The organism is Paraburkholderia aromaticivorans, assembly GCF_002278075.1.
GTDB classification, from domain to species: Bacteria; Pseudomonadota; Gammaproteobacteria; order Burkholderiales; family Burkholderiaceae; genus Paraburkholderia; species Paraburkholderia aromaticivorans.
Genome location: NZ_CP022994.1, coordinates 61,069 through 84,202 on the forward strand (window position 1 = coordinate 61,069; position 23,134 = coordinate 84,202).

20 protein-coding genes and 4 pseudogenes are annotated in these 23,134 nt (G+C 61.6%); 16 read left to right on the forward strand and 8 right to left on the reverse strand.

Annotated elements, in window-relative coordinates; genetic code table 11:
• Positions 1-132: 132 nt before the first annotated feature.
• Positions 133-1,216 (forward strand): annotated as a pseudogene (locus tag CJU94_RS39890) (IS3 family transposase); the annotation flags it as partial.
• A gap of 565 nt (positions 1,217-1,781) precedes the next feature.
• On the opposite strand, the pseudogene CJU94_RS42680 reads toward CJU94_RS39890, so the two are convergent.
• From CJU94_RS42680 to CJU94_RS39905, 3 genes and pseudogenes are all read right to left on the reverse strand, one after another.
• Positions 1,782-2,000: pseudogene (locus CJU94_RS42680) on the reverse strand (IS6 family transposase); the annotation flags it as partial.
• Positions 1,978-2,694 (reverse strand): IS6 family transposase, encoded by a 717-nt coding sequence (locus tag CJU94_RS39900; protein ID WP_095423955.1) that lies wholly within the window; start codon positions 2,692-2,694, stop codon positions 1,978-1,980. The gene CJU94_RS39900 and the pseudogene CJU94_RS42680, both read right to left, overlap by 23 nt.
• A 14-nt stretch (positions 2,695-2,708) precedes the next feature.
• Entirely contained in the window at positions 2,709-3,071 is a 363-nt protein-coding gene (locus CJU94_RS39905) for a tyrosine-type recombinase/integrase (protein WP_244221232.1), read from the reverse strand.
• A gap of 657 nt (positions 3,072-3,728) precedes the next feature.
• Between CJU94_RS39905 and CJU94_RS39910 the strand changes: the two genes are divergently transcribed.
• The 9 genes from CJU94_RS39910 (at position 3,729) to CJU94_RS39950 (ending at position 12,542) form a co-directional block, all read left to right on the forward strand.
• Positions 3,729-5,081, forward strand: coding sequence for an amidase (locus CJU94_RS39910; protein WP_095423957.1), 1,353 nt, complete (start codon positions 3,729-3,731; stop codon positions 5,079-5,081).
• Between the two features lie 14 nt (positions 5,082-5,095).
• Positions 5,096-5,983, forward strand: a complete 888-nt coding sequence (locus CJU94_RS39915; protein WP_095423958.1) for a polysaccharide deacetylase family protein — start codon at positions 5,096-5,098, stop codon at positions 5,981-5,983.
• 22 nt (positions 5,984-6,005) lie between these two features.
• Positions 6,006-7,343, forward strand: a complete 1,338-nt coding sequence (locus CJU94_RS39920) for an MFS transporter (RefSeq protein ID WP_095423959.1) — start codon at positions 6,006-6,008, stop codon at positions 7,341-7,343.
• Between the two features lie 21 nt (positions 7,344-7,364).
• Entirely contained in the window at positions 7,365-8,120 is a 756-nt protein-coding gene (locus CJU94_RS39925; protein WP_095423960.1) for an SDR family NAD(P)-dependent oxidoreductase, read from the forward strand.
• A gap of 13 nt (positions 8,121-8,133) precedes the next feature.
• Positions 8,134-8,892, forward strand: a complete 759-nt coding sequence (locus CJU94_RS39930; RefSeq protein WP_095423961.1) for an SDR family NAD(P)-dependent oxidoreductase — start codon at positions 8,134-8,136, stop codon at positions 8,890-8,892.
• Positions 8,893-8,921: 29 nt separating this feature from the next.
• The gene (locus CJU94_RS39935; protein WP_095423962.1) at positions 8,922-9,233 is read left to right on the forward strand and encodes a hypothetical protein; all 312 of its coding nucleotides are present in this window, start codon (positions 8,922-8,924) and stop codon (positions 9,231-9,233) included.
• Positions 9,230-10,282, forward strand: a complete 1,053-nt coding sequence (locus tag CJU94_RS39940; protein WP_095423963.1) for a CobW family GTP-binding protein — start codon at positions 9,230-9,232, stop codon at positions 10,280-10,282. The genes CJU94_RS39935 and CJU94_RS39940 overlap by 4 nt, the downstream gene beginning before the upstream one ends.
• 32 nt (positions 10,283-10,314) lie before the next feature.
• Positions 10,315-11,493: an ABC transporter substrate-binding protein gene (locus CJU94_RS39945; protein ID WP_095423964.1), complete on the forward strand. Its 1,179-nt coding sequence runs from the start codon at positions 10,315-10,317 to the stop codon at positions 11,491-11,493.
• Between the two features lie 62 nt (positions 11,494-11,555).
• Positions 11,556-12,542 (forward strand): GntR family transcriptional regulator, encoded by a 987-nt coding sequence (locus tag CJU94_RS39950; protein ID WP_244221233.1) that lies wholly within the window; start codon positions 11,556-11,558, stop codon positions 12,540-12,542.
• A gap of 186 nt (positions 12,543-12,728) precedes the next feature.
• Here CJU94_RS39950 and CJU94_RS39955 read toward each other — a convergent pair whose 3' ends face one another.
• Both CJU94_RS39955 and CJU94_RS39960 read right to left on the reverse strand, forming a co-directional pair.
• A complete protein-coding gene (locus CJU94_RS39955) occupies positions 12,729-16,931 on the reverse strand; it encodes an ATP-binding protein (RefSeq protein ID WP_095423966.1) in 4,203 nt (1,400 codons plus the stop codon).
• A 213-nt stretch (positions 16,932-17,144) separates the two neighbouring features.
• Positions 17,145-18,260, reverse strand: a complete 1,116-nt coding sequence (locus CJU94_RS39960; protein WP_095423967.1) for an NADH:flavin oxidoreductase — start codon at positions 18,258-18,260, stop codon at positions 17,145-17,147.
• 125 nt (positions 18,261-18,385) lie between these two features.
• Between CJU94_RS39960 and CJU94_RS39965 the strand changes: the two genes are divergently transcribed.
• The gene (locus CJU94_RS39965; RefSeq protein ID WP_095423968.1) at positions 18,386-19,267 is read left to right on the forward strand and encodes a LysR family transcriptional regulator; all 882 of its coding nucleotides are present in this window, start codon (positions 18,386-18,388) and stop codon (positions 19,265-19,267) included.
• A gap of 12 nt (positions 19,268-19,279) precedes the next feature.
• Here CJU94_RS39965 and CJU94_RS42175 read toward each other — a convergent pair whose 3' ends face one another.
• Both CJU94_RS42175 and CJU94_RS42180 read right to left on the reverse strand, forming a co-directional pair.
• Positions 19,280-19,642: a hypothetical protein gene (locus tag CJU94_RS42175; RefSeq protein ID WP_244221237.1), complete on the reverse strand. Its 363-nt coding sequence runs from the start codon at positions 19,640-19,642 to the stop codon at positions 19,280-19,282.
• A 20-nt stretch (positions 19,643-19,662) separates the two neighbouring features.
• Positions 19,663-19,746: pseudogene (locus tag CJU94_RS42180) on the reverse strand (hypothetical protein); the annotation flags it as partial.
• Between the two features lie 119 nt (positions 19,747-19,865).
• Here CJU94_RS42180 and CJU94_RS39975 point away from each other — a divergent pair.
• Positions 19,866-20,033, forward strand: a pseudogene (locus CJU94_RS39975) (DDE-type integrase/transposase/recombinase); the annotation flags it as partial.
• A gap of 674 nt (positions 20,034-20,707) precedes the next feature.
• Here CJU94_RS39975 and CJU94_RS39980 read toward each other — a convergent pair.
• Positions 20,708-21,004, reverse strand: a complete 297-nt coding sequence (locus CJU94_RS39980) for a hypothetical protein (RefSeq protein ID WP_095423969.1) — start codon at positions 21,002-21,004, stop codon at positions 20,708-20,710.
• A 229-nt stretch (positions 21,005-21,233) separates the two neighbouring features.
• On the opposite strand from CJU94_RS39980, the gene CJU94_RS39985 reads away from it, so the two are divergent.
• From CJU94_RS39985 to CJU94_RS40005, 4 genes are all read left to right on the forward strand, one after another.
• Complete coding sequence (locus CJU94_RS39985) at positions 21,234-21,632, forward strand: hypothetical protein (RefSeq protein ID WP_244221234.1); 399 nt, start codon at positions 21,234-21,236, stop codon at positions 21,630-21,632.
• A 20-nt stretch (positions 21,633-21,652) separates the two neighbouring features.
• Positions 21,653-22,138 carry a hypothetical protein gene (locus CJU94_RS39990; protein WP_095423970.1) on the forward strand — a complete coding sequence of 162 codons (486 nt, stop codon included), beginning with the start codon at positions 21,653-21,655 and terminating at the stop codon, positions 22,136-22,138.
• Positions 22,139-22,235: 97 nt separating this feature from the next.
• Entirely contained in the window at positions 22,236-22,430 is a 195-nt protein-coding gene (locus CJU94_RS39995; protein WP_095423971.1) for a YqaE/Pmp3 family membrane protein, read from the forward strand.
• 244 nt (positions 22,431-22,674) lie between these two features.
• Positions 22,675-22,878 (forward strand): hypothetical protein, encoded by a 204-nt coding sequence (locus CJU94_RS40005; RefSeq protein ID WP_095423973.1) that lies wholly within the window; start codon positions 22,675-22,677, stop codon positions 22,876-22,878.
• The last annotated feature ends 256 nt before the right edge of the window (positions 22,879-23,134 follow it).

Consider the following 23,134-nt stretch of genomic DNA (forward strand, 5'->3'; position numbering starts at 1 on the left):
GGCCCGGCAGCGCGTGGTTGACCTGCTGAGAGGTGGCCCGGGAAATCGGACAGAGGGATAAGTGGAGCAGCTGGAATCTGAGCCCGGCATAATGCCGGCAAAGGAAACCAGAAGATGACGAAGAGAACCCGGCGCACGCTTGCAGAACTAGCACAGCAATTCGATGTGCACCCGAACCAGATCACGGAATGGAAGCGCCAGTTGCAGGAGCGTGCAGCCGATGTGCTCGGCGCAGCGAGCCAGCCTGCGAGCCTCCCGTTGACCTGAAGGCGCTGCACGCGAAGATCGGGCAGCTGGCGCTGGAGAATGATTTTTTATCCGGCGCGCTCGGCAAAACGGGTTTGCTGAGCGGAAAGAGATGATTGACCGTACCCACGCGTTGCCGGTGGCGCGTTAGGCGAAGCTCGTCGGGATCAGTCGTTCGAGCGCCGACTACCTGCCACGAGCTTTCAGCGACGCCGATCTGATGCTGATGCGCCGGATCGACGAGTTGCATCTGGAGCATCCGTTTGCCGGGGCGCGCATGCTGGCCCGGATGCTCAGGCGCGAGGGGTTCGTGGCCGGACGCAAGCATGTCGGTACGCTGATGAAGCGCATGGGCGTCGAGGCGCTGTACCGCAAGCCGAACACGAGCCGGCGGCACGCGGCGCACAAGATCTGGCCGTACCTGCTGCGCAACCGGAGGATCGAACGCAGCAACCAGGTCTGGGCATTCGACACGACCTACATTCCGATGGCGCGCGGCTTCGTGTCCCCCAAGGGGACTTCCTGCGGGGCGTATCTGACGGCGGTGGTCGACTGGTCGAGCCGCCGCGTGCTCGCGCACCGGGTGGCGATCACGCTCGAAGCCGAACACGCCGTCGCCGTGCTGGAGGAAGCCTTTGCGAAATATGGGCCGCCTGAAATCGTCAACACCGACCAAGGCAGCCAGTTCACCAGCGACGCGTTCACCGAGGCCGTGCTGGGCAAGGGCATCCAGCTGTCGATGGACGGCAGGGGAAGCTGGCGCGACAACGTGTTCGTCGAGCGGCTGTGGCGCAGCGTGAAATACGAGGAGGTGTATCTGAAGGCTTACGAATCGGTTAGCCACGCGCGGCAGTCCATCGCCGCTTACCTGACGTGGTACAACCAGCGCCGACCCCATTCCAGTCTGGCGGACCGGACGCCGGATGAGGCTTACTTCGCGATGCTGCCTGCGATCAAAACGGCAGCGTAACGTCCGGCAGGCTCCACCTTAAATCCCGTCGCGACTGTCTGAACGAACGGGGCCACCTCTGGTGACCTTCGTCAACCGGATAACGCTGCCCCTTCGCTCCACCCTCATTACAAGGGCTTTAGCACTACTACGGGCAGCTCCGCCCCTCGTTACGGCATCGGTATTCTTCCTCATGGTGTTGGCCATTTGTCATTTCCCTTTTCATCCGCAACAAGGTTCTCACGTTCCATACCGAAGCCTGTGTTGAGCTCATGCCGCCTCTACGCCGGCTGCCGTCAGGTCCGTAAACAGGTCTCGTCCTGACTGATCCTGGAGCGACGAAATGACCCCAGTTTTGACAGCGCTTTAACGAATTAACGACGCATCATCGAACGGTTTGCTTGCGCTCATCTTCTCAACACGTACCTGCCATCCTGATGAATGACTTTTCCACGGTCGCTCACCACCACGCCTTTTGAACGCAACAGCACCGGGCGGTTTGAAGCCTGCTCCTGCAAGCCGGCTTCGGGAGGCCTACTCCCATCTTCAGTACAGCACCACAAGCTTTCGCTTGTGTTCGTGACACACTCTCGTCCACCCGCCAACTCTTGCCCACCGGTCGCTTGCGACGGCGAAACGCCTTCTCCAGGACCGGCAGCAACTTGATGGCCCAGCGGTGCACGGTCGAATGATCGACATCGATGCCACGCTCGGCCATCATCTCCTCGGTTCTGGTGCAAATAGGTAAGCCGGTCGAGAAGTTCCATATAGGTAAGGATATCTTATCGATTGGACAGGACAGCATTCCAGACAGCGGGCGCAGCGGTATCCTTGAGGCCGAGCTTCGCGAGATTGAACTGACCCTTGCGAATGCGATGCATCAACTCGATGCCTGAAATCGTGGTCGCGGCGCTCCTGAACCGTTTGAAGCCGAGCATCACGTTCGCTCTGGATTTGATGTGGCGATGGTCCTGCTCGATCAGGTTATTCAGATATTTCGAGGACCGGACCTTCGTGTCCTCAGGCAGCAGACCTTCGGCCTTCATCTCGCGCACCGCGCGGTGCGAGGCAGCATAGCCATCTAGCGTGATGGTCTCCGGCGGCTGACCCTGATGCCTGATGGCCTTGCTGAAAAAAGCTTTTCCCGCGGCCACGTCGCGCTTTGCCCTGAGCATGAAGTCGACCGTCTGGCCAGATCGATCTACCGCCCGGTACAGATAAACCCACCTGCCACGAATCTTCAGGTACGTTTCGTCAACACGCCATGACCGCCCCGCGGGCGTGCTGAAACGGTTCCAGCGCTTGACGAATTCCGGCGTAAAACGCCTCACCCAACGCAGGATCGTTGTATGAGCCAGCGACAAACCCCGCTCGGCCATCATCTCGACCAGATCGCGCAGGCTGAGCTTGTAGCGCAGGTACCAGCGCACACACAGAATGATGATCTCCCGATCAAAATGCCGCCCATCGAACAGCCCGTCCACACTCTTCTTGCTCATTACCAGCCATCAGTTCACTTGTTCCCCACAACTCTAACCGATTCGCCTTCGCTATTTGCACCAGAGCCGGCGGGACGACCGTAGTCAAATTCGAAGAACGCTTCGGTGTTACCAGCGAGAAGATCGCGGTCGCGCTTCCTGACATAGCGGTGCAGTGCTTCCGCCGTGGTGCGGTGTATCGGGACCCAACGCGATTTGCCAAACTTGGCGCATCGAGTATGCAGCCGCTGCTCGAGATCGACATCCGAACGGGCCAGTCCCGTCGCTTCGGAGACTCTCAGTCCAGCAGGCAGCGCGTAATTGCATAGTCGCGCATGCCGGTAGCACTGTTGCGGTCGAAGGCGTTTAGCAGTCTTGATCTCGTCAGGGGAGAACATCGGGCAGTCCGCTGTGATGCCATAAGGCGACCCGCGGCAGTGCTGCGATGAGATCTGTGGTTGGGATTCCACGGCTGCTCTTGAAGAGAAAATAACTACGAAGCGAAATGCCAACGCTCTTGATAGCGTTGGGCGCGAGTCCGCGCGTGCGACACATGACGAAGCGGACGACATCCGCTGGAACTAGCTTCGATATGTCGACTGGGCCCGTGCCGAAACGATCAACAAGAAACTCAAGCATGCGACGCCGCCGCACGTGGCATGTGCTATCCGAAAGGCCGCGAACCTCCACGAGGTGCCGATTGAGATCCGTCAGCTCTCCTGCTATTGCGGCGGATGCCGTCGGAGCCGGCTTTGCAGGATCGATGCCGGACATGTCAAGAAGGCGCTTCAACGCAGCGGAATATGCCTGCTGAACTGCGCTGAATCTCGCGCACCAACTCTGACGGGCGTCATTAAAAAGACAGCGTACCCTCCAGCCCGTCCCCCTTGTGGCACGAACGCTGGGGCACCGCCCGCGCGAGGTGCACGCATGGGCCGCAAGGACTTGGCCCGGATGGAGGACAAGGGTTATTCCGTATATCCAGAGCGATTTTGTACTCTTTAAATTTAAACGTACATTGTCGACGACATACATTTATACGAGGATAACCCGGCATGGATGAGAACTTCGCCACGGCACTCGCGCTGTCCCGTGCTTACGCAAGCGGCCGTGCCGATCCTGTCAACACGGTCCGCTCTGCCTTGAAGCGGGCACAGCAGGTGCCGGCGCTGTTCATATCGACAACACCGGAGCGCGCGCTCGCCGAAGCAGAGGCGTCCGCCGTCCGGTGGCAGAACCGCGCGCCGTTGAGTCCGCTCGATGGCGTACCTGTCGCATGGAAGGATCTGTTCGACATCTCCGGAACCGTAACGACTGCAGGATCGGCCGTGTATGCGGGCCACGAGCCCGCACCCACAGACGCTCCACTCGTCGCCGCGGCGGCTCGGGCAGGCCTCATCGGCATCGGCAAGACGAACCTCTCCGAGTTTGCGTATTCGGGGCTCGGCCTCAATCCGCATTTTGGCACGCCGGTCAATCCATTTCTGGACCACGGAGCGCGCGTGCCTGGCGGGTCGTCCTCGGGCGCGGCGATCGCCGCTGCGGCCGGCATCGTGCCGATCGCAATCGGCACCGACACCGGCGGCTCCGTGCGCATTCCTGCGGCTTTCAATGGTGTAGTCGGCTACCGGGCGAGTACTTCGCGGTATCCGAAAAGCGGCATGACGGCACTGTCGAAGACGCTCGACACATCAGGGCCGATCGCGCGAAGCGTCGCGGACTGTATGGCGTTCGACGCGGCCGTGCGCGGCACGACCATGGCCAGGACCTCTAAGAACCTGAAAGGGCAGCGCTTTGTCGTCGATCCGTCGCTCATCGAGCGTTACTCCGTGAGTGACGCCGTGGTCGCGAACCTGCGACGCTTGATCGAAAGACTTCGAGACGCAGGCGCCGTGGTCGACGCGCGCCGTTTCGCGACACTGGAACAGGTACACGACCTCATTCGCACGCACGGATGGCTGGGCGGCCTGGAAGCGTTCGAGGTCCATCATGCGCTGCTCGATTCGCCCGATGCAGACCGTATCGATCAGCGCGTGCGCACGCGTCTGGAGAGAAGTCGCGCCGTTCCCTCCGGGCGCCGCGACTACTTGCTCGCGCGCCGCCTGGAACTGATTGCATCGTTCAGGCATGAACTCGCCGAGGCCACCTTGATCGCGCCGACCGTGCCGCTCGTCGCGCCTGAGCGCGCACCGCTCGAAGCCGATCCAGAACGGTTCGCGCTTGTGAATCTGCAGACGCTGGCGCTCACGATGCCCGGCAGTTTTCTCGACACGCCGGCGGTCGCCATGCCGTCCGGCACCGACGAGCACGGCCTGCCCACCAGCGTGCAGCTGATGCGCGCACAAAACGACGACGACGTGCTGCTCGACATCGCATGGTCGATTGAACGACAGACATTCAATTCCTGAGGAGGAAACACACGATGGCAAAGGAAATCCTGATCGCATTTGGTATCGACGTCGACGCCGTCGCCGGCTGGCTCGGCTCCTATAGCGGCGAGGACTCGCCCGACGACATCTCGCGCGGGCTCTTCGCCGGCGAAGTCGGTTCGATGCGCCTGCTGAAACTGTTCGAGCGCGAAAAGCTGAAAACCACGTGGTTTATTCCGGGCCACTCGATCGAGACTTTCCCCGAGCAAATGAAGGCAGTCGCGGCAGCAGGCCATGAGATCGGCATCCACGGCTACAGCCACGAGAACCCGATCGCGATGACGCCAGAACAGGAAGAAGCGGTGCTCGACCGCAGCATCGAACTCGTCACCCAGCTTGCGGGCCGACGTCCGACCGGCTATGTTGCGCCGTGGTGGGAGTTCAGCGCGGTCTCGAACGAACTGCTCGTCAAGAAGGGCATCAAGTACGACCACAGCCTGATGCACAACGACTTCCATCCGTACTACGTGCGAGTCGGCGACACCTGGACGAAGATCGACTACAGCAAGCATCCGAGCGCGTGGATGAAACCGCTCGTGCGCGGCCAGGAAACGGACCTGGTCGAGATTCCAGCCAGTTGGTATCTGGACGATCTGCCGCCGATGATGTTCATCAAGAAGTCGCCGAACAGCCACGGCTTCGTCAATCCGCGCGACATCGAGCAGATGTGGCGCGACCAGTTCGACTGGGTCTATCGCGAGCACGATTACGCCGTCTTTCCGATCACGATCCACCCCGACGTATCCGGCCGCCCGCAGGTGCTGCTCATGCTCGAGCGGCTCATCGCGCATTTCCGATCGCACGACGGCGTACGTTTTTGCACCTGTGACGAAATCGCCGACGATTTCCTGCGCCGCCATCCACGCGGCATATCCGCCTGACCCTCATTTAGGGAGCACAACGATGAAGTTGAATCTACTGTCCGAAGTCGGTTTCAAGCCTGAAAAAATCCTGCCCGTCGACGTGAAACGCGCAACCATCGTCGCGTTCTTCGCCTGGGTTTTCGCCGTCTACGACTTCATTCTCTTCGGCACACTGCTCCCAGAAATCGGCAAGCACTATGGATGGGGCGCCGCGACGCAGGCTGAAATTGCGACATTCGTCGCGATCGGCACAGCGGTGATTGCCTTCGCGATCGGACCGCTGCTCGACCGACTCGGCCGCAAGGCGGGCCTCCTGTGGACCGTCGCGGGCGCGGCGCTTTGCTCAGGATTGACGGTGGCCGGCGGCGCGATGGGTCAGTGGCCGCTCGTCCTGATCCGCTCGCTGTCGGGCCTTGGCTATGCCGAGGAGACCGTCAACGCGACGTACCTGAATGAGCTGTATTCAGCCGCCAACGATCCGCGCCTGAACCGCAACAAGGGCTTTATCTACAGTCTCGTACAAGGTGGCTGGCCGATCGGCGCGCTCATCGCTTCGGGCCTCACTGCCCTGCTCCTGCCGCGCATCGGCTGGCGGGGCTGCTTCGTCTTCGCAACCTTTCCGGCCGTCGTCATCTTCTTCATGACGCGACGCCTGAAAGAGAGCCCGCAGTTCCTGCTGCACAAGCAGATCAAGCAACTGCGCGACGCAGGTCAGGACAGGGAAGCGCGTTCGCTCGCGGGCGAGCATCAGGTGGACTACGAGCAGCACAGCCGGGCCGGTTTGCGCGAAGCGTTCCGGGGCGATGCGCTCAGGGCGACGCTCGTGCTAGGCGGCGGCATCCTGCTGAACTGGTCGGCGATCCAGGTGTTCAGCGTGCTCGGCACGACCGTTCTCACGCGCGTTCACAACGTGTCGTTTGAAAACTCGCTGCTGATCCTCGTGCTGTCCAACGTGATCGGCTATTGCGGCTACCTGAGCCACGGCTGGATCGGCGACAAGATCGGCCGGCGCAACACGCTCGCCATCGGCTGGATGCTCGGCGGTCTCGCCTTCGCGGGCATGCTGATGGGACCGAGCAGCGCGGGTGTCGTCGTGGCGCTCTACAGCCTGGGACTGTTCTTTCTCATCGGACCGTATTCGGCGGCGCTGTTCTTCATTGGCGAAAGCTATCCGACCTCGATCCGCGGCACGGGCAGCTCCATCGTCCACGCAATGGGCCCGATCGGCGCAATTCTCGCGGGTGTCGGCGTAACGTCGATGCTCAACCACGGCGGCGACTGGATGCATGCGGCGATCTGGTTCGGCGCCGTGCCCTGTTTCCTTTCAGGTGTGCTGATCCTTTGCGCGAAGCACGTCAGCCCTGAAACCATCAAGTAACCCATGAGCGGACAATCACACATGAAAGTTGCCCTGATCACCGGCGCCGCAAGCGGCATCGGACAGGTGCTGGCAGTGGCCTATGCGCAGATCGGCGTGGCCGTCGTGGGCGGCTATTTTCCAGGCGACCCTCACGACCCGCTTGGCACGGAACGAGCCGTTGCGCAGGCCGGCGGCCAGTGCGTAATGCAACCGGTCGACGTCACGTCCGCCGAACAGGTGGAAGCCTTCGCGAATGCCGCTGTCGAGCGGTTTGGCCGGATCGACTTTGCCATCGCCAACGCCGGCCTGCTGCGCGCCGCCCCGTTAACCGAGATGCGCGATGACCAGTGGTTCGACATGCTCGATGTCGACTTGTCCGGCGTGATGCGCACTTTCCGGGCGGCCGCGCGTCACATGTCAGACGGCGGTTCGATGGTCGCGGTATCGTCGATTGCGGGCGGCGTGTACGGCTGGGAGAACCACACGCATTACTCCGCCGCGAAGGCCGGCGTCCCGGGCCTGTGCCGTGCCGTCGCGATGGAACTTGCTGCGCGCAATATCCGCTGCAACGCGGTGATCCCAGGCCTGATCGAGACGCCACAATCGCTCGACGCGGTGAACTCGCTCGGGCCGGAAGGACTCCGGCAGGCGGCGCTCGGCATTCCGCTCAAGCGAGTCGGCCGGCCTGCCGAAATCGCCACGCTGATTCGCTTCCTGACGAGTGATGACGCGTCCTACATCACCGGCCAGGCGATCATCGCCGATGGCGGCCTGACCGTACGCTGGCCCGGCTAAGGAGACTCGCGCAATGACTGCATCATTTTCTCTCGACGGCCGACGCGCCGTCGTCACGGGCGCCGCGAGCGGCATCGGCGCTGCGATTGCAACGGCGTACGCCGCGCTCGGCGCGCGCCTTCTGCTTGCCGACCGCGACGCCGGGCGCCTCGCCCAGCAGGCCGATGCGTGTCGCGCACTCGGCGCTGCCGTTCAGACGGTGCAGGCTGACGTCGGTGTGGAAGCGGATGCGAACCGCATCGTCGATACTTGCATCGAGGTGCTCGGCGGCATCGACATTCTCGTCAACAACGCCGGCATGCTGACGCAGGCGCGTTGCGTCGACCTGACGACCGCCATGTGGGACGACATGATGCGCGTCGACCTACGCAGCGTGTTCCTGTGCACACGCCGCGCGCTACCCGTGATGATCGCGCAGAAATGGGGCCGCGTGATCAACGTCGCGTCGCAGCTCGGCATCAAGGGCGGCGCAGAGCTGTGCCATTACTCGGCTGCGAAGGCGGGCGTGATCGGCTTCACGAAGTCGCTCGCGCTCGAAGTGGCGCCGGACAACGTGCTGGTCAACGCAATTGCGCCGGGACCGATCGAAACGGCGCTCGTCGATGGCATCAGTGCCGCATGGAAGAAAGCGAAATCGGCTGAATTGCCGTTGCGGCGCTTTGGCAGGCCGGAAGAAGTCGCGCCGGCTGCCGTGCTGCTCGCGTCGGACCCGGGTGGCAACCTGTTCGTCGGCCAGACGCTCGGGCCGAACTCCGGCGATGTGATGCCCTGAACTGCCCGAAAGCCTGACGGAGAATCATCATGTGCGGAATGTGCGGACTGCTCGGCGGCGGCAATCACTGGTCTAACACGACCGCGCCCGACAGTGGTCCGAATGCGCGGCGCCAGCGCTACATCCGGGCCGCGCTTGCCAACCGGATCCTGATTCCGCTGCGCCTGAGACTCGACGACTTCCACGGGCAGTCGTTCGTGCTGTCGTCGCCTACGGGCAGGAGCGAGCTCGTCGGCGACTTCGCCCAGGTCTGGAAGGTTGCCGAGACGATGCTCGGTCGTCCCCTCGATCCGCTGACCCTGTTCGAAGAGCCGCGCGACACAGCGGAGCCGCACGTATGAGCCTCGCCTACGATGTCATTCCAGTCACGCTCGTCACCGGCTTTCTCGGCAGCGGCAAGTCCACCCTGCTCGCCGACGTGCTCAAGGGTGACGCAGCGCGGGACACCGCCGTGCTCGTCAACGAGTTCGGCGCGGTCGGACTCGATCATCTGCTGGTGGGCGAAGTCGAAGCGCAGACCGTGCTGCTCGACAACGGCTGCATCTGCTGTTCGATCCGCGGAGAACTGAAGGACGCGCTCGCGACACTGTTTTCACGGCGCGCGCGCGGCGAAGTGCCGCCATTCACGCGGGTCGTTCTGGAGACGACCGGGCTTGCGACGCCGGCCCCCATCGTCGCCACGCTGCTCGCCGATCCTGTCATCCGCAGCCATTACGTGCTCAACTCGACCGTAACGGTAGTCGATGCGCTCAACGCTGCCCTGCAGCGCGCGCGACACCCCGAATGGCTGGCGCAGGTCACGGCTGCGGACCGCATCCTCATCAGCAAGACCGATCTGGCCGACGAGGCGCACGTTGCAGTATTAATGACTGCGCTTGGCGAGATCAATCCCGCGGCTGAAGTGTTGAGCCGCAACATGGAGGCGGATGCCCTACTCGATCTGCTGTTTGCGCCTGCGAGTCCGGACGCTCTGATCCGCAGAATCGGCGCGCAAGCTCGCCCGATGACGCCCGCCGGTTTCGGCGCAACGGGCGCCACACTGGCTTTCGCCCATCGCACCGCGATACGACAAAACGACATCAGATCGTTCTGCATGCAGATGGACGAACCGGTCGATTGGCAGATCTTTACGCTCTGGTTCACCATGCTGCTCAACCGGCACGGCGATAATATCTTGCGCGTCAAGGGATTGCTTGCGATCAAGGGCGCAGAACGGCCTGCCGTGCTGCATGCCATCCAGCATCTCGTTCATCCGGTCCTGCATCTGGATACCTGGCCCGATGCAGTGCGTGCATCGAAGCTCGTCTTCATCACCGAAGGGCTAAGTGGCGAGAGAATCGAAGCATCCTACCGACGGTTTTGTTCCACGCTCGAAGAACCCGTTCATTGAAACCTGCGTATACCCAGACTCCCGCACCGGCCGTGCACCGGTCCAAGGTCGAACTACGCGTCCTCGGCACCTCGGTCACGCTGCAGGAGCATATCCGCAAGCAGGCCGAGCACGATCTCGGCATCAGGCTGCGCTTCATCGTCGAGGACGGTTCGGCCGTGCAGCGCAATGGAGTCATGCATCCGGAAAGTTACGAACTCTACGATCAGTGGTTTCACAGCATCGACTGCCTGTGGCCGGCGCGCGCACTGCAACCGATCGACGTGAGCCGCATTCGCCGCTGGGAAGAGATCAATTCGCTGCCGCGCGCCGGGCGGCTCGCCCGGCGGGCAGGCACGGGCGCCGGAAGCATCCCGGTCGACCGCCTGTACGTGCAGGCGGACAATTCACTCGGGCGCAAGGTGTCCGGGCGCGTCAGCATGCTGCCGCTCACGCACAACGCAGACAGCTTCGTCTATCTCGAGGACGCCTTGCCGGCAACGCTCGTCGAGGGCGGTGAAAGCTGGGCATGGCTGCTCGCTCCGCAACTCGCGGGCCGGGTCGCACTGCAGGCAGACGCCGCGATCGGCGCCATCGACGCCGCGCTCGCCGTCGAAGCCAGCGGTCTGATGAAGTTTGCCGACATCGGCAATTTGACGATCGAGGAGATCGACGCACTTATCGCCACGCTGATCGAATACAAGCGCCGCGGCCATTTTGCGGGCTTCTGGTCAAGCTTCGCCGAGGCCGCGCAACTGATGATCTCGAACAAGGTCGTCATTCAGAGCATCTGGTCGCCGGCATCGGTGGAACTCGAAAAAGCCGGACTGCATTTCAGACTCGCGAGTCCGCGCGAGGGTTACCGCGCGTGGTTCGGCGGCATGTCGCTCTCGCGTGCAACGCAAGGCCGCGCGCTTGATGCCGCTTACGACTACCTCAACTGGTGGCTCGACGGCTGGGCCGGGGCGACCATGGCGCGACAGGGCTTCTACATCTCGAACCAGGAGCGCTCTCGCGACTATCTCACCGACGCGGAATGGGCTTACTGGTACGATGGCAAACCCGCTGCTGCCGAATTGCTAGGTCCGACCCGCAGGCATCTGGTGGCCGCGGGCCAGCGTCGCGACGGAGGCAGTTACGTCGCGCGCATGGGCCGCATCGCGGTATGGGATTCCGTGATGGACGAACACAATTATCTAGTGCGGCGCTGGACCGAATTCATGCGAGCCTGACGCCGCCCATCAAGCCGAACATGACAAGACGCGCAAGCGCAACCATTTCAACTCAGCCTTCCGTGACCGACGCACCGCTGCGCTATCGTCTGATTCACGACCAATTGAAGAACGCCATCGCGCTCGGAAAGATCGCGCCCGGACTGGTGCTGCTTGAAGGACCTGTCGCCCGCGTATTCGGCACAAGCCGCGTTCCGGTTCGCAAGGCGTTCGAGATGCTGCATGCGGGCGGCCTGCTGCACACATTCGAAGGACGCGGCTATGTCGTCGCGAGCCCCGACGGTAGTGCCCCACCGCCTCTGCGCGCGCCGCTTTCGGAGTCCGCCCTCGGATTCGACGAGGCGCATGCGCCGCTCGCCCTGCCTTCGAACAGCGAGCGCATTTATCACGCCATGGAAGCGGCTGTTTCAATCGGTATTACGTTCGGCCATTTTCGTATCGACGAGAGCGAGGCGGCCGAAGCTTTCGGTGTGAGTCGCGGGACGGTTCGCGAAGCGCTGAGCCGCCTACGCGATCTCGGCCTGGTCGAAAAGTCCGCCTACTCGCACTGGCTGTGTGGACCGCTTACCGCACGGGCCGTTGCCCACGACTACGAGTTACGCGTACTTCTGGAGCCGGCAGCGCTGAGGGCTAGCATGCCGCATCTGTCGAAAGAGAAGTTGACCCTGGCGCTAGCTGAAGTGGAGCGCGCGATCGACGAGCCTGACTCGATCGACGCGGACGCCCTGGAGCGGATCGAAACCGCGTTGCACGTAGAATGCCTCAGCCAGGCGCCAAACAAAAAGCTGCTCGGCATGATCGGGCACGCGCACATGCCGCTCACTGTCAACCATGCTTTCTATAACGCCTTCAATCTTCATCCCGAAGCCGGCACGCTGGTCGAACATCGAGCAGTACTCAAACACCTGCTCGCGGGAAGCACCGAGGCCGCAGTCACGGCACTTGCCGATCACCTCCACGCGGGCCAAAAACGCACGCTGCAGCGCCTGAAAGTTCTGGCGGTGCTGCCCGAGCCCGATCTTCCGGTTTTCATGCACCGTATCTCATGATTCGATGCGGTCAAAAGTGAAAATTGCAAGGTTTTGAGGGGTCGCTCTACCATTGCCGCGTAGTGGTCTAATTTCCTCGGACACGTCGATAGGAGGACAATCCGGAAGACGACAGCCTGCTTGCCCCGGCTGGTCGGCTGAACGCGATTCGGAAATGATGCGCGATCTTTTTTCGCTTCGCGAAGGTCATGCACCCGCTCCCGTTTCGAGGTATCGCTCCACGAGGGTGAGGATGGCCTTGGACTGGTACCCCTTGGCCATCAGGCACAGTTGGTCGGCGAACGGGCGATAGCGCTCATCGAGCTCAGCCACCTGTCCGGCCCACTGCACGATGTTGCGCATGTCTCCGAGTCGAGCCAGTTGATGCAGGCGTTCCAGTTCCGGCGCGGGCGGTGCGACGAGCGGGCCGGCCGCCTCTTCTTCCGCGCAGGGCGCCGCCTGCGGCGCGTAGGTCCAGTTGAGCTTCAAGAGAGCGGCGATCCGTGCCAGGAGCCGGTCCACATCGATCGGTTTAGGGGCGAAGGCATTCGCGCCGGCTTCCCGACTCTTCTGCTCGTCGCTGCCGGACGCGCTGGCGGACATCGCGATGATCGGCACTTCCGCGAGGCCCGGTAGTTGCCGCAGGCGGCGCGTGGCTTCCAGCCCGTCCATCTCCGGCATCACGATGTCCATCAGAATCCAGTCCGGCCGCGTAACCTGGGCCTTTGCCAGCGCCTCACGGCCGTTGGCCGCCTCGATGACGTCAAAGCCGAGCTGGCTCAACAGGTCGATCGCCATCGCGCGATTTGCGGCGACGTCATCGACCACCAGGACCGTCTTGCGCGGGCCCTCGTAGCCGGTCACGCTCCGTTCAGGTGGCGCCACCACCACGGTCTCGATCACCGGCATGTCCAGTTCGAACCGGAAGGTGCTGCCCGCGCCGACCGCACTCGTGACGTGGATGTCACCGCCCATCAGCCGCACGAACTGCCGGCTGATCGCCAACCCCAGGCCGGCCCCGCCGAGCCGGCGCTGCGGGTCGCTCACCTGCTCGAAGGGCTGGAAGATAGTCTCCAGCTTGTCGGCGTCGATGCCGATGCCGGTGTCTTGCACCTCGAAGCGCAGCCGCGTGGGCGGCGCAAAGCGCACGCGCAGACTCACCCGCCCCCGATCGGTGAACTTGACCGCATTGGCCAGCAGGTTCAAGAGGACCTGGCGCAGCCGGCTCTCGTCGGCGCGGATTCCCGTGGGCAGGTCCGGCGCGAAGTCGCAGGTGAAGTCGAGGCCCTTCTGTCGCGCTCGAATCGTGATGATCTCCGCAATGATGCGCAGGAATTCGGCCAGCGCGATGTCGGTGCGGTTGAGCTCCAGCTTGCCCGCTTCGATCTTGGCGAAATCCAGGATATCGTTGATCAGCGTCAGCAACTGCTCGCCGCTGTGCTGGATCACGTTCAGGCCTTCGCGTTGGCGTGGGTCCAGCTTCGCGTCGCGCCGCAGTATTTGCGCGTAGCCCAGGATGCCGTTCAGCGGCGTGCGCAGCTCGTGGCTCATGTTGGCCAGAAACGCGTTCTTGGCCTGATTGGCCGCTTCGGCTGCCCGCCGTGCGGCGCGCTCCGCCTCGGCCTCCTTGCGTTCGGTCAGATCCAACACGAACGCGACGCCGTTTTCCTGCGAGCCTTCCAATAAGGCGCAGCCGATCAGAACCGGGATGCGCCGGCCATCCTTACGGATATATTCCTTCTCATAGGGCTGGCACGTTCCAGTCTGCCGGAGCGCTTCAGTGGCCCGCGCATCGGCGGCGCGGAATTCCGGTGGCGTCATGCTGTCCCAGCGGATGTGGCCGGACAGCAGGTCCGACCGCGAGTAGTCGACCATCTCAAGAAATGCGTTGTTCGCCTCGGTGACGTTACCGGCGAAGTCCCAGAACAACAGCCCGATGATATTGGAGTCGACGAGCCGCCGGATGCGTGCTTCGCGCTCGCGCAGCGCCTCCTCGGCCCGCTTCCTCTCGCTGTTCTCCTGCTGCAGATCGGCATAGAGCAGCGCGTTCTCCAGCGAGATCGCCGCCTGGGAAGCCACCACCTCCAACACCGCGATGTGCCCGGACGTGAAGGCTCCCGGAGATGAATTGTTCTCGACATAGAGTGCGCCGACGAGTTTGGCTTGCTTGACCAGTGGGAGGCAGAGCACGGACCGGGGCCGCCGATGCTGCACGTACGTATCCTCCGAGAACAAAGTCGGCGCTGTGGCGTCGTCCAGGATCACGCTCTCGCGCGTTCGGATCACGTAGTGGAGCACGGACTCGGGAAGCTCGGAGGGCGTCACGGCCGCCTGTCGCAGTGTGACCTCAACCCGGCCCTCGCGGGTCGTCGCCTCTGCCTCGATCCGCGGCTCGTCGCCCCGGAAAAGGATGAGCAGACCGCGCTCAGCACCCGCATGCTCGATCACGATCCTCAGGAGCGTCTCGATGAGCTTGCAAAACTCGATCTCGCCCGACACGGCTTGTGAGGCCTTGACCACCACCCCGACATCCACCTGTGCCGACTCCATCAACTCGCGGTACTTCGCCTCGCTAGCCTTTACTGCAAGAAAATTTCTCGCCTTCGATCTTAATTCTTCTGGCATGAACGGCTTGATCACATAGTCAATGGCGCCCTCGCGCAGCAACTCGATTCGAAGCTCCTCATCCGCCTTGGCCGTAACAAGGATGAAGGGAATAGTCTCTAGTTCTCGGCTGGCACGAATCCTTCGAAACATTTCGTCGCCATCCATCTCTGGCATCATAATGTCACTGATGATCAAATTCGGGATCATCGTCTGCGCCTTTTCAAGGCCTTCACGACCGTTCTCCGCGGTCTCAAGCTCAACATCCGGACCAAGCGTTTCGCAGATGTATTCCCGCATGTCTGGGTTGTCCTCCACCACAAGCACCAGAGACTTTTTCGGTTTCGGCGCGAAAATTACTTCAACTGGCTCACGAGGCTTTGTTCGTTCACCCTTTTCTCTACGGAATTGTCGAAGCGACTCATCGACAAACGGAGGTGCGGTCAATTCGACATCTGGACGACAGATGACGGGCGTTTCTTCGGGTGCTTTTGCCGGAATTTCTATCGTAAAGAGTGCGCCCCCTTCGGACGATTGCCCAACGGTGACTCGTCCGTGTTGAATTTCAACAAAGTCTTTGACGATGCTGAGACCCAATCCTGCCCCCCCGAAGCGGGCACTCCCTGGAATCTGAAAAAATCGCTCAAAAATCGAGTCCCGAAACGTCTCAGATACTCCCGGACCGCTATCGCCAACATCGATAACAGCAAGAGATTCGGAATTTTCGTGAAGCTGGCATCGGATCGCACCTCCTGCCGGCGTGAACTTGAAAGCATTCGACAAAAGGTTGACCAAAATTCGTTCAAATTTTTCGATGTCGATTTGAACCGACATTGACAATGGGGTAATGACAGAGAATCGAATGCCTTTTTCCTTGGCCATATTCTCAAAGCTGGAAGCAATATGTTTTATGAGCTTCGCCAGATCCGCTTCATAGTAGGTAACGGTTATCTTCCCGGCTTCGAGTCGTGCAACATCCAAAAGATCATTGATTTGCTTGAGTAGTCCGCGTGCGTTCCTCTGAGCCAAACTAAGTCGCTCCGTTGCTTCTTGGGGAAGCCCCGTCGACAAGAGATTTTCAATGGGAGCCAGAATCAATGTTAACGGCGTACGCAATTCGTGGCTGACGTTGGCGAACATCTGAGTCTTGAATTGGTTGAGTGCCTTCGTTTTTTCATAGAGATTACGAATCTCATCGTACGCGCGTTTGAGCTCCTCTTCCGTCTGCTTAATATCTTCGACGTCGGTCCAAGTGCCGTACCAGTTAACTATTTTTCCTTTCTCATCATGTAGTGCCTTACCGCGAATCAACCACCAGCGGTAAGCGCCATCTTTGCGGCGCAACCTACATTCGAGCGAGTAAACACCATCGGTTTGCCACGCATGTTTCCAGGCGTCCCACGCCCGCTGGCGATCGTCGGGATGAAATGGGATGTTCCAGCCGTGGCCGTGGCCTTGCTCCACCGTTAAGCCGGTATATTCCTCCCACTGTTGATTGAAGTAGATATTCAGGCCGTCGGGTCCCGTGATCCAAACGATCTGTGGCACAACCTCGGCAAGTGTGTCGAATTCGATGACGCTTTTCGTTGCTTTCTCAGACGGGCCGAGGGCCGTTGTAGCATTTTGATTAGCGCGCCTATGACGGTCATGAAACACAGCGGCAGCGCTTAGGCCCGGGGATCGAGGCCGAGCAGCGGTGGACAATCGGGAATTGCCCGAGGCAGCATCTGCCAAGATTTGCCGGAAGCGTTTGGTCCCGATCCAGGCCCGGAATTCCGCCGGGTAAGGGGTGCGATGCTTTCTCATGATGGGCACCTCCTTCCAAAGGATAGGCCAGTTGCCGCTTGTCAGGAAATTCGGCCGATTGTAAACAGGCGTATGGCGAATCCGTCTTGAAGAGATGGCTTGGTGGTGCGACAGTCATCGAGCCAATCTCGGTCGCCAGGAACGACAGTCCGTAGCGACCGCTCCGAAGCTCCAACTCCAGCCGCTCTGATTCCGCGTAGAGCCTTGAGCCGGCTACGTCGCGATTTCAAACAAGAGCTCACTGGCCTTGATGTTGGCGATCGGACCCAGAATCGAGCTGTCAAAGCTTCTCGGCTCACGCTTGGTCTCAAATATCTTCGGCAGGTCGGGGTTGGCCAACGCGCCCCGGCCCAGCGCAACGAAGTCCGCGCCGGATCCCAACGCGTCAGCCGTACGCTCCGCGGTCTGCAAGCTGCCATTCGCGATGATCGACACACCAGGCGCGTAGCGGCGTGCGAGCGTCATCAGGCTGTCCTGTCCGCCTTCGAAGGCCGGTTGCCAGGCTTCGAACTCCGTCACGTGGATGAAGTCCGCCCCGGCGGCAGCAAGCGCGCCAAAGATGACATCGGCGTCTGCCTCTCGGCCTGGCCACTTGCTGGTGAAGTCGTTCACCTTGCCCTGCGAGATGCGGATGCCAACGGGAACTTCATTGCCAACCTCGGCTTTGACAGCCTTGACGATCTCCACAAGCAGGGACACACGCGCCTTGGCGTCACCCCCCCAACGATCCGTGCGACGGTTGGTCTCCGCAGTCAGGAACTGGTCAAGCAGGTAGCCGTTGGCGCCATGGATCTCCACGCCATCGAACCCGGCGAGCCACACTGCGCGGGCGGCCGCGTCGACGAAGCCCTGGATCACCTCGGCGATTTCGTCGTCGGTGATTTGCGCCGGCTCGGCGTAGGGGCCCTCGCCATAGTAGAACGCCATCTGCTGGCCCTTGGGTCGGATGGCCGAGGGTGCGACAGTGTGCGTGCGGAAGCGGTTTCCCTGGCTGAGGGCGCCAGCGTGCATGAGCTGGGCGAACACCAGTGCCCCGTGGCCTTGCATTTCGCGGGTGATGTCCGCCCATGCTCGCGCCTGCGCATCGTCGGCCAGGCCGGGTTGGAACCGGTAACCCTGCGAGAAGGCCTTGTCCGTGTACAGCCCTTCGGTCACCACTAGGCCGAAGCCGCCTTTGGCAAACCGCATGTAGTAGTCACGCATGGTTTGCGTCGGCAGACCTTCTTCGGTGGCGGTCACCCGGGTCATGGGCGCTACGGCGAGGCGGTTGCGCACGACTGCGCCTTTTATATCGTGTTGGGATAAAATCCTAATGGTTAAATCGGTCATGCTTTCGCTCGCATTAGTAAGGGGTTTCGCGTACGTTTTGCCGCGTCAGCCCATAGTAGGCATTGATTCGGTCGAGACCAAGACGTCAAAAGGTGAAAGCACCATAACGGCTTATGATATAAAAAGTGCAGCTCTCTGACCTTCGCATCTTCCTGGCGGTCGCCTCCTCAGGCAGCTTGTCGGCCGCCGCGCGTCAGTTGGACGTGGGGCCCATGCAGGTTTCGCGTCGGATTGCGGCCCTGGAAGAAGACCTGGGCGTGCGCCTGTTCCACCGAACCACGCGGTCCGTGTCGTTGACGGCCGAAGGGGAGGCGTTCCTGCCGTACGCAAACACCATGACAGAGGCTGAGGAAAGCGCGAGAGGCGAACTGACTCCCTCGCCGGCGAAGGTGTCCGGGGTCCTGCGCATGACGGCCCCAAGCGTGCTGGGGCAGAGCATCGTGCTGCCGATGCTTCCCGATCTGCTGGAACGGCATCCTGAGTTGCGCATCGACCTGGATCTTTCCGACCGCGTGCTGGATATCGTGGGGCAGGGACTGGACCTGGCTTTGCGCGTTGCACCGCTGGGGGATTCAGAGTTGGTGGCAAGAAGGATCGCGCGCAACCCGCGGCTGATCTGCGCCGCCCCCGGCTATCTGACGCGACATGGCCATCCGTCCACGGTGGCGGAACTCGACAGCCATCACTGCATCGGGCTGCAGGCCGTGCCGCGCTGGCCGCTTGTTGTGGACGGCGCATTGCAGCGCAAGCGCGTGAACGGCCGTGTCAACACCAGCAGTGTCGATGCCGTACGAACGGCGGCCGTCCAAGGCCTGGGGCTCGCCATGCTGACCTACTGGGATGTCTTCAGGCAGCTTGCTGATGGATCGCTCGTCCAGGTCGAATTGCGGGACGCGTCGATGGAGGACCTTTCCGTATGGGCCATCACCCCGACCCGGCGTTATATTCCAACGCGGGTGAAGGCGTTTCTCGATGCGCTGGAGGCTGAGCTTGCACGCCTGGGATGATCAGCACGGCAGCTATGCAGATCGGCTGTTTTCTGCCACTTTTCGGGCCTTCAGACATCGGACGGGAGGCTGTATTGCCGTCAGGTCGTGCGGCGCGCGGATGAACGCAAAGACCGCCGCCCGGTTGGTGCTCCGGTGGCTCCCGTCACCGCCCCCGCCCGATAGCGCGGCCGGCACCGCCGGTCGCTCGAACGGTGCCAAGCGCGGTGCGCTCGGGTCGCCGCCCACCACGACGGTGGACGGTGCGCCGGTGGCGGGTACCAGCGCCTGCGCGTCGACATCCGCGGCCACGCGCACGCCGAGGGTTGGCTCGTGATGGCGCAGCCACGCGACGAGCGCGCGCGCAGCGCGCCGATGCGCGGCACCGCGCGCCACCAGCTGCCGCCGCGGGCGTTGCAGTAGTCGACCAGCGCCCCCAGCGTGGTGATGCCCTCCCCGCCCAGCCGCCGCGCGACCAGCAGCCGGAACCACAGGTGCACCGGGTGACCTGCGGCCGGGACGGCGGCCGCCAGCGTCGCCGCCTGTTCAACCAGCGTAGCGTGGCTATGCTGCGTCGCACCGCGCGGTGCGCGAGATGAAGGCCGACGGTCTGCTGCCTGAGGACACGAAGGTCCGGTCCTCGAAATATCTGAATAACCTGATCGAGCAGGACCATCGCCACATCAAATCCAGAGCGAACGTGATGCTCGGCTTCAAACGGTTCAGGAGCACCGTGACCACGATTTCAGGCATCGAGTTGATGCATCGCATTCGCAAGGGTCAGTTCAATCTCGCGAAGCTCGGCCTCAAGGATACCGCTGCGCCCGCTGGCTGGAATGCTGTCCTGTCCGATGTCCTTACCTATATGGAACTTCTCGACCGGCTTACCTATTTGCACCAGAACCGTTTTGATTGTTACGACACGGTGGGGCCCCGCTGCAGGCGGACATTGTCTAACCGGCGCTGCCTAGTCGGCGGGAATGACCGCTTCGGCCGATGACCTGCCGAGCGACTCGAAGGAATGAATGACCGCTGCACTTTGAAAGCTGCCGCTTAGATGGCGCCTTGTCCAGCCTGACTCTCTCGGTCACCGATGTAAAGTAGAGTTGCGCGATCGACTTATGGGCACCTAAATACGCAGAAGCTAACTGCTCGAAACGCAACACCGTCGAGCACCGCGCCTGTTCTTGAATAGGGAGACGTGGAGTTTAAAAGCAACAAGGACCACTGGACCAAACGCAACGGCTGACACAAAGACCAGCCACCAAGCGGTCTATGAAACGCAACACCAAAACGGGTACGCATAAGAACTTGATTTCGTAGGACCAGTCGCCTCCCTTCGGCGGACGATCCACCAGTGTAGCCAGTTGCGGCTGTATCAACGCTGGCAAGCCCGTCCCGCCCCGATCTCCTGGTGGAACGACAGCGGTTTTCGACCGCCCCCGGTTCCAGCGCCCCATTTCACACACCGGCCTCGTGCGGCGGCGCATCCATCAGCCACTGCTTCACCTCGGGACGGCTGCTGAACACCGGGTCCGCCACCCAGCTTTCGAACGCCGGTCGCCAGTCCTCCCAGACATAATCGTCCAGGTCGAACTCCTCGTCGACGGCGCCTGTTCCCCGCTCACACAGGAAGGCGAAGGCCACTGAGTAGCCGTTCCAATACGCGACCATGCAGTCGTTCAGGTCCGCAACCGTGCCTTGGGGCAGATCGCGGAGCATCATTGCAAGCTGGCGTAAGAAATCGTGATGAGTCATAAGGCTCCTTTCCTTCGCCCGTTCGAGGGCGGAAACGCGCGCGTTGCGGTGCGGCCATCGTGATTCCACAGCAGTTTCCATACCGGCGCGTCTGCGCGCTCGACAGGATTCAGTTTTCTGCTGTTCCGCCGATAACCAGTGAGCCGCAATCCGCTCCCTGACCACCGCATACCCACCTGCCGTGATTGAAAGGGCGAACTTGACAACCCGCGCGCGCCAGTACGATGGAATGACAACCATCGAGGAATTTATGACGCGATACGACCGCAATCAATCTCGAAGCATGAGCACGCATCTTACAATCGCAGCCGGCAAAGCCCTGATAGTTGCCGCTTTCGTAACTGTCGTCACTTTGCAAGGAGCAGCACCCGCCTCTGCGGACGAACGCGGCGCACACATCGGCTGGCATGTCCGGCAGCCAGCGAGGTTCATAGTCTCAGGCGTCTTGCGACAGGACGGAACGACCGACGTCATCAAGCCGATACATGCCATCGTTGCCGCCGACGACGGAGAGGCTGCCGTCGTGATCTTCTCCGGGACAGCGCGGAAACAATATCCCGGCTACACGCTGATCGCAACGCTCGCTTCGCCGGTGCCCGCAGCAGGCACATGCGAGAACAGCATCTAAGGCTCAGACGCAACACATCAATGCCCGTATCGAAAAAGCGCAGGAAGCTGGCCAACGCGAGCGCCGAGCAGGCCACAAAGAAGCGACTGCTGACGTCCCCGCTTGCACGCGCCGAGGCAGACCGCATAGTCCTGCAAATTCGCGTTGGCCTGGAAGCGATCCGCTTAGGCCACCGCGACGAAACCGCGCTGCTCAACCTCCAGTCAGTGATCCTGCTCACCGAAATGCTGACGGCCGAAGGGCGAGGCGCATTGTCGTTGGACATGATCCGCGATACCGGCCGGCGCATAGTTCATTTACTGGAAGAAGGCAATGATACGGAGCCTTGGACAGACCCTGCCGCGTTTAGCGACGCCCTCACGGCGATCGTCAACGAGTATGACCGGATGATGCATCAGGTGCCGTTGCAGGCCGTGCTGGCCGCCACCGGAAAGCTGGAGCGTCTTGAGGAAGAAGACCGGCAGCATTTCCGTTGCATACGCGACAGCGACGGCGCTCCTGGCTGACTAACCTGCATTTTCCCGACCGAATTGTGGCGAGCGTTCGCCCCAATTGCCAGCAAGTCGCTGGCAGTTTTCCACCCTAACCGCACAAGGATCAAAAATGCGTTTGTTGCTTGCTCTCGTTTTCCCGTGGCTGCAGTTTTTCACCATCGGCCGCCCCTTCGCGGGAATCATCTGCCTGCTGCCGCAGATCACACTGATTGGCTGGATTCCGGCTGCAATCTGGTCGGTCTTCGCGCTGAGCCAGTACAAGACGGATCAAAAGATCGAGCGCGCGCTCGGGTCTCGCGGTTGAATCAGTCGCTCAACGCGCTCCGCACACGAGACACGCCATGTCTGATGTAGATACACAGACTGCATGGAAGCAGGATTCACCCTATGGCTGGTCGCACCCAAGCGGCTGGACCATCGGGCGATACGTCGTCGCAGGCGTATCGCATTTCATGCTTTGGCAGGGTCGCGACCACCGGGGCAAGTTCGCAAGCCCCGAAGCGGCTCAGGCTGAGCACCGCCTGCTGACGAAAGCATAGGAGAAGTAGATGTCGAGTTACCTCAAGCTCAAGGCAGAGCTCGCAGCGCTGGACCTCCAGATCGACGTAGCGCTCGCCCGTGAAAAGGCTGTGGCGATTCGCGAGATCCAGGCACAAATCAAGGAGTGGCAAATCCCAGGTATCTATAGCGGTGCGGGGTTGACGCCGAGGGGCAAGTCGATGATGGAGCTGCTGGGCGCCTCGACGAAGTGATCGCGGGTCGACTTCGCACCATCGAATTCAGTCGCATTTTATTTGAATCTGGGCGCAGGGCGAACGCCGAGGGCCAAGAGTATGAGGCCGGGCTTCTGTCGATCCTGACTCGCCGTTCAACTCCGCCCGCATACTCGCTGGTACCCTTGCCTGCGGGCACCGAGCCCAGCGACCTTAAGAACGTGGGAGAGCCCGCAAAGTTCGTCCCGACGATGTGAAGCCCATGGTTGCCGGGTTCGGGCTGGCGCAGGTAAGA

Bases quoted from the DNA above. Each gene is read 5' to 3' on its own strand.
- CJU94_RS39900 (WP_095423955.1), bottom strand. From the start codon at position 2,694: ATGAGCAAGAAGAGTGTGGACGGGCTGTTCGATGGGCGGCATTTTGAT.
- CJU94_RS39905 (WP_244221232.1), bottom strand. From the start codon at position 3,071: ATGTTCTCCCCTGACGAGATCAAGACTGCTAAACGCCTTCGACCGCAA.
- CJU94_RS39910 (WP_095423957.1), top strand. From the start codon at position 3,729: ATGGATGAGAACTTCGCCACGGCACTCGCGCTGTCCCGTGCTTACGCA.
- CJU94_RS39915 (WP_095423958.1), top strand. From the start codon at position 5,096: ATGGCAAAGGAAATCCTGATCGCATTTGGTATCGACGTCGACGCCGTC.
- CJU94_RS39920 (WP_095423959.1), top strand. From the start codon at position 6,006: ATGAAGTTGAATCTACTGTCCGAAGTCGGTTTCAAGCCTGAAAAAATC.
- CJU94_RS39925 (WP_095423960.1), top strand. From the start codon at position 7,365: ATGAAAGTTGCCCTGATCACCGGCGCCGCAAGCGGCATCGGACAGGTG.
- CJU94_RS39930 (WP_095423961.1), top strand. From the start codon at position 8,134: ATGACTGCATCATTTTCTCTCGACGGCCGACGCGCCGTCGTCACGGGC.
- CJU94_RS39935 (WP_095423962.1), top strand. From the start codon at position 8,922: ATGTGCGGAATGTGCGGACTGCTCGGCGGCGGCAATCACTGGTCTAAC.
- CJU94_RS39940 (WP_095423963.1), top strand. From the start codon at position 9,230: ATGAGCCTCGCCTACGATGTCATTCCAGTCACGCTCGTCACCGGCTTT.
- CJU94_RS39955 (WP_095423966.1), bottom strand. From the start codon at position 16,931: ATGAGAAAGCATCGCACCCCTTACCCGGCGGAATTCCGGGCCTGGATC.
- CJU94_RS39960 (WP_095423967.1), bottom strand. From the start codon at position 18,260: ATGACCGATTTAACCATTAGGATTTTATCCCAACACGATATAAAAGGC.
- CJU94_RS39980 (WP_095423969.1), bottom strand. From the start codon at position 21,004: ATGACTCATCACGATTTCTTACGCCAGCTTGCAATGATGCTCCGCGAT.
- CJU94_RS39985 (WP_244221234.1), top strand. From the start codon at position 21,234: ATGACAACCATCGAGGAATTTATGACGCGATACGACCGCAATCAATCT.
- CJU94_RS39990 (WP_095423970.1), top strand. From the start codon at position 21,653: ATGCCCGTATCGAAAAAGCGCAGGAAGCTGGCCAACGCGAGCGCCGAG.
- CJU94_RS39995 (WP_095423971.1), top strand. From the start codon at position 22,236: ATGCGTTTGTTGCTTGCTCTCGTTTTCCCGTGGCTGCAGTTTTTCACC.
- CJU94_RS40005 (WP_095423973.1), top strand. From the start codon at position 22,675: ATGTCGAGTTACCTCAAGCTCAAGGCAGAGCTCGCAGCGCTGGACCTC.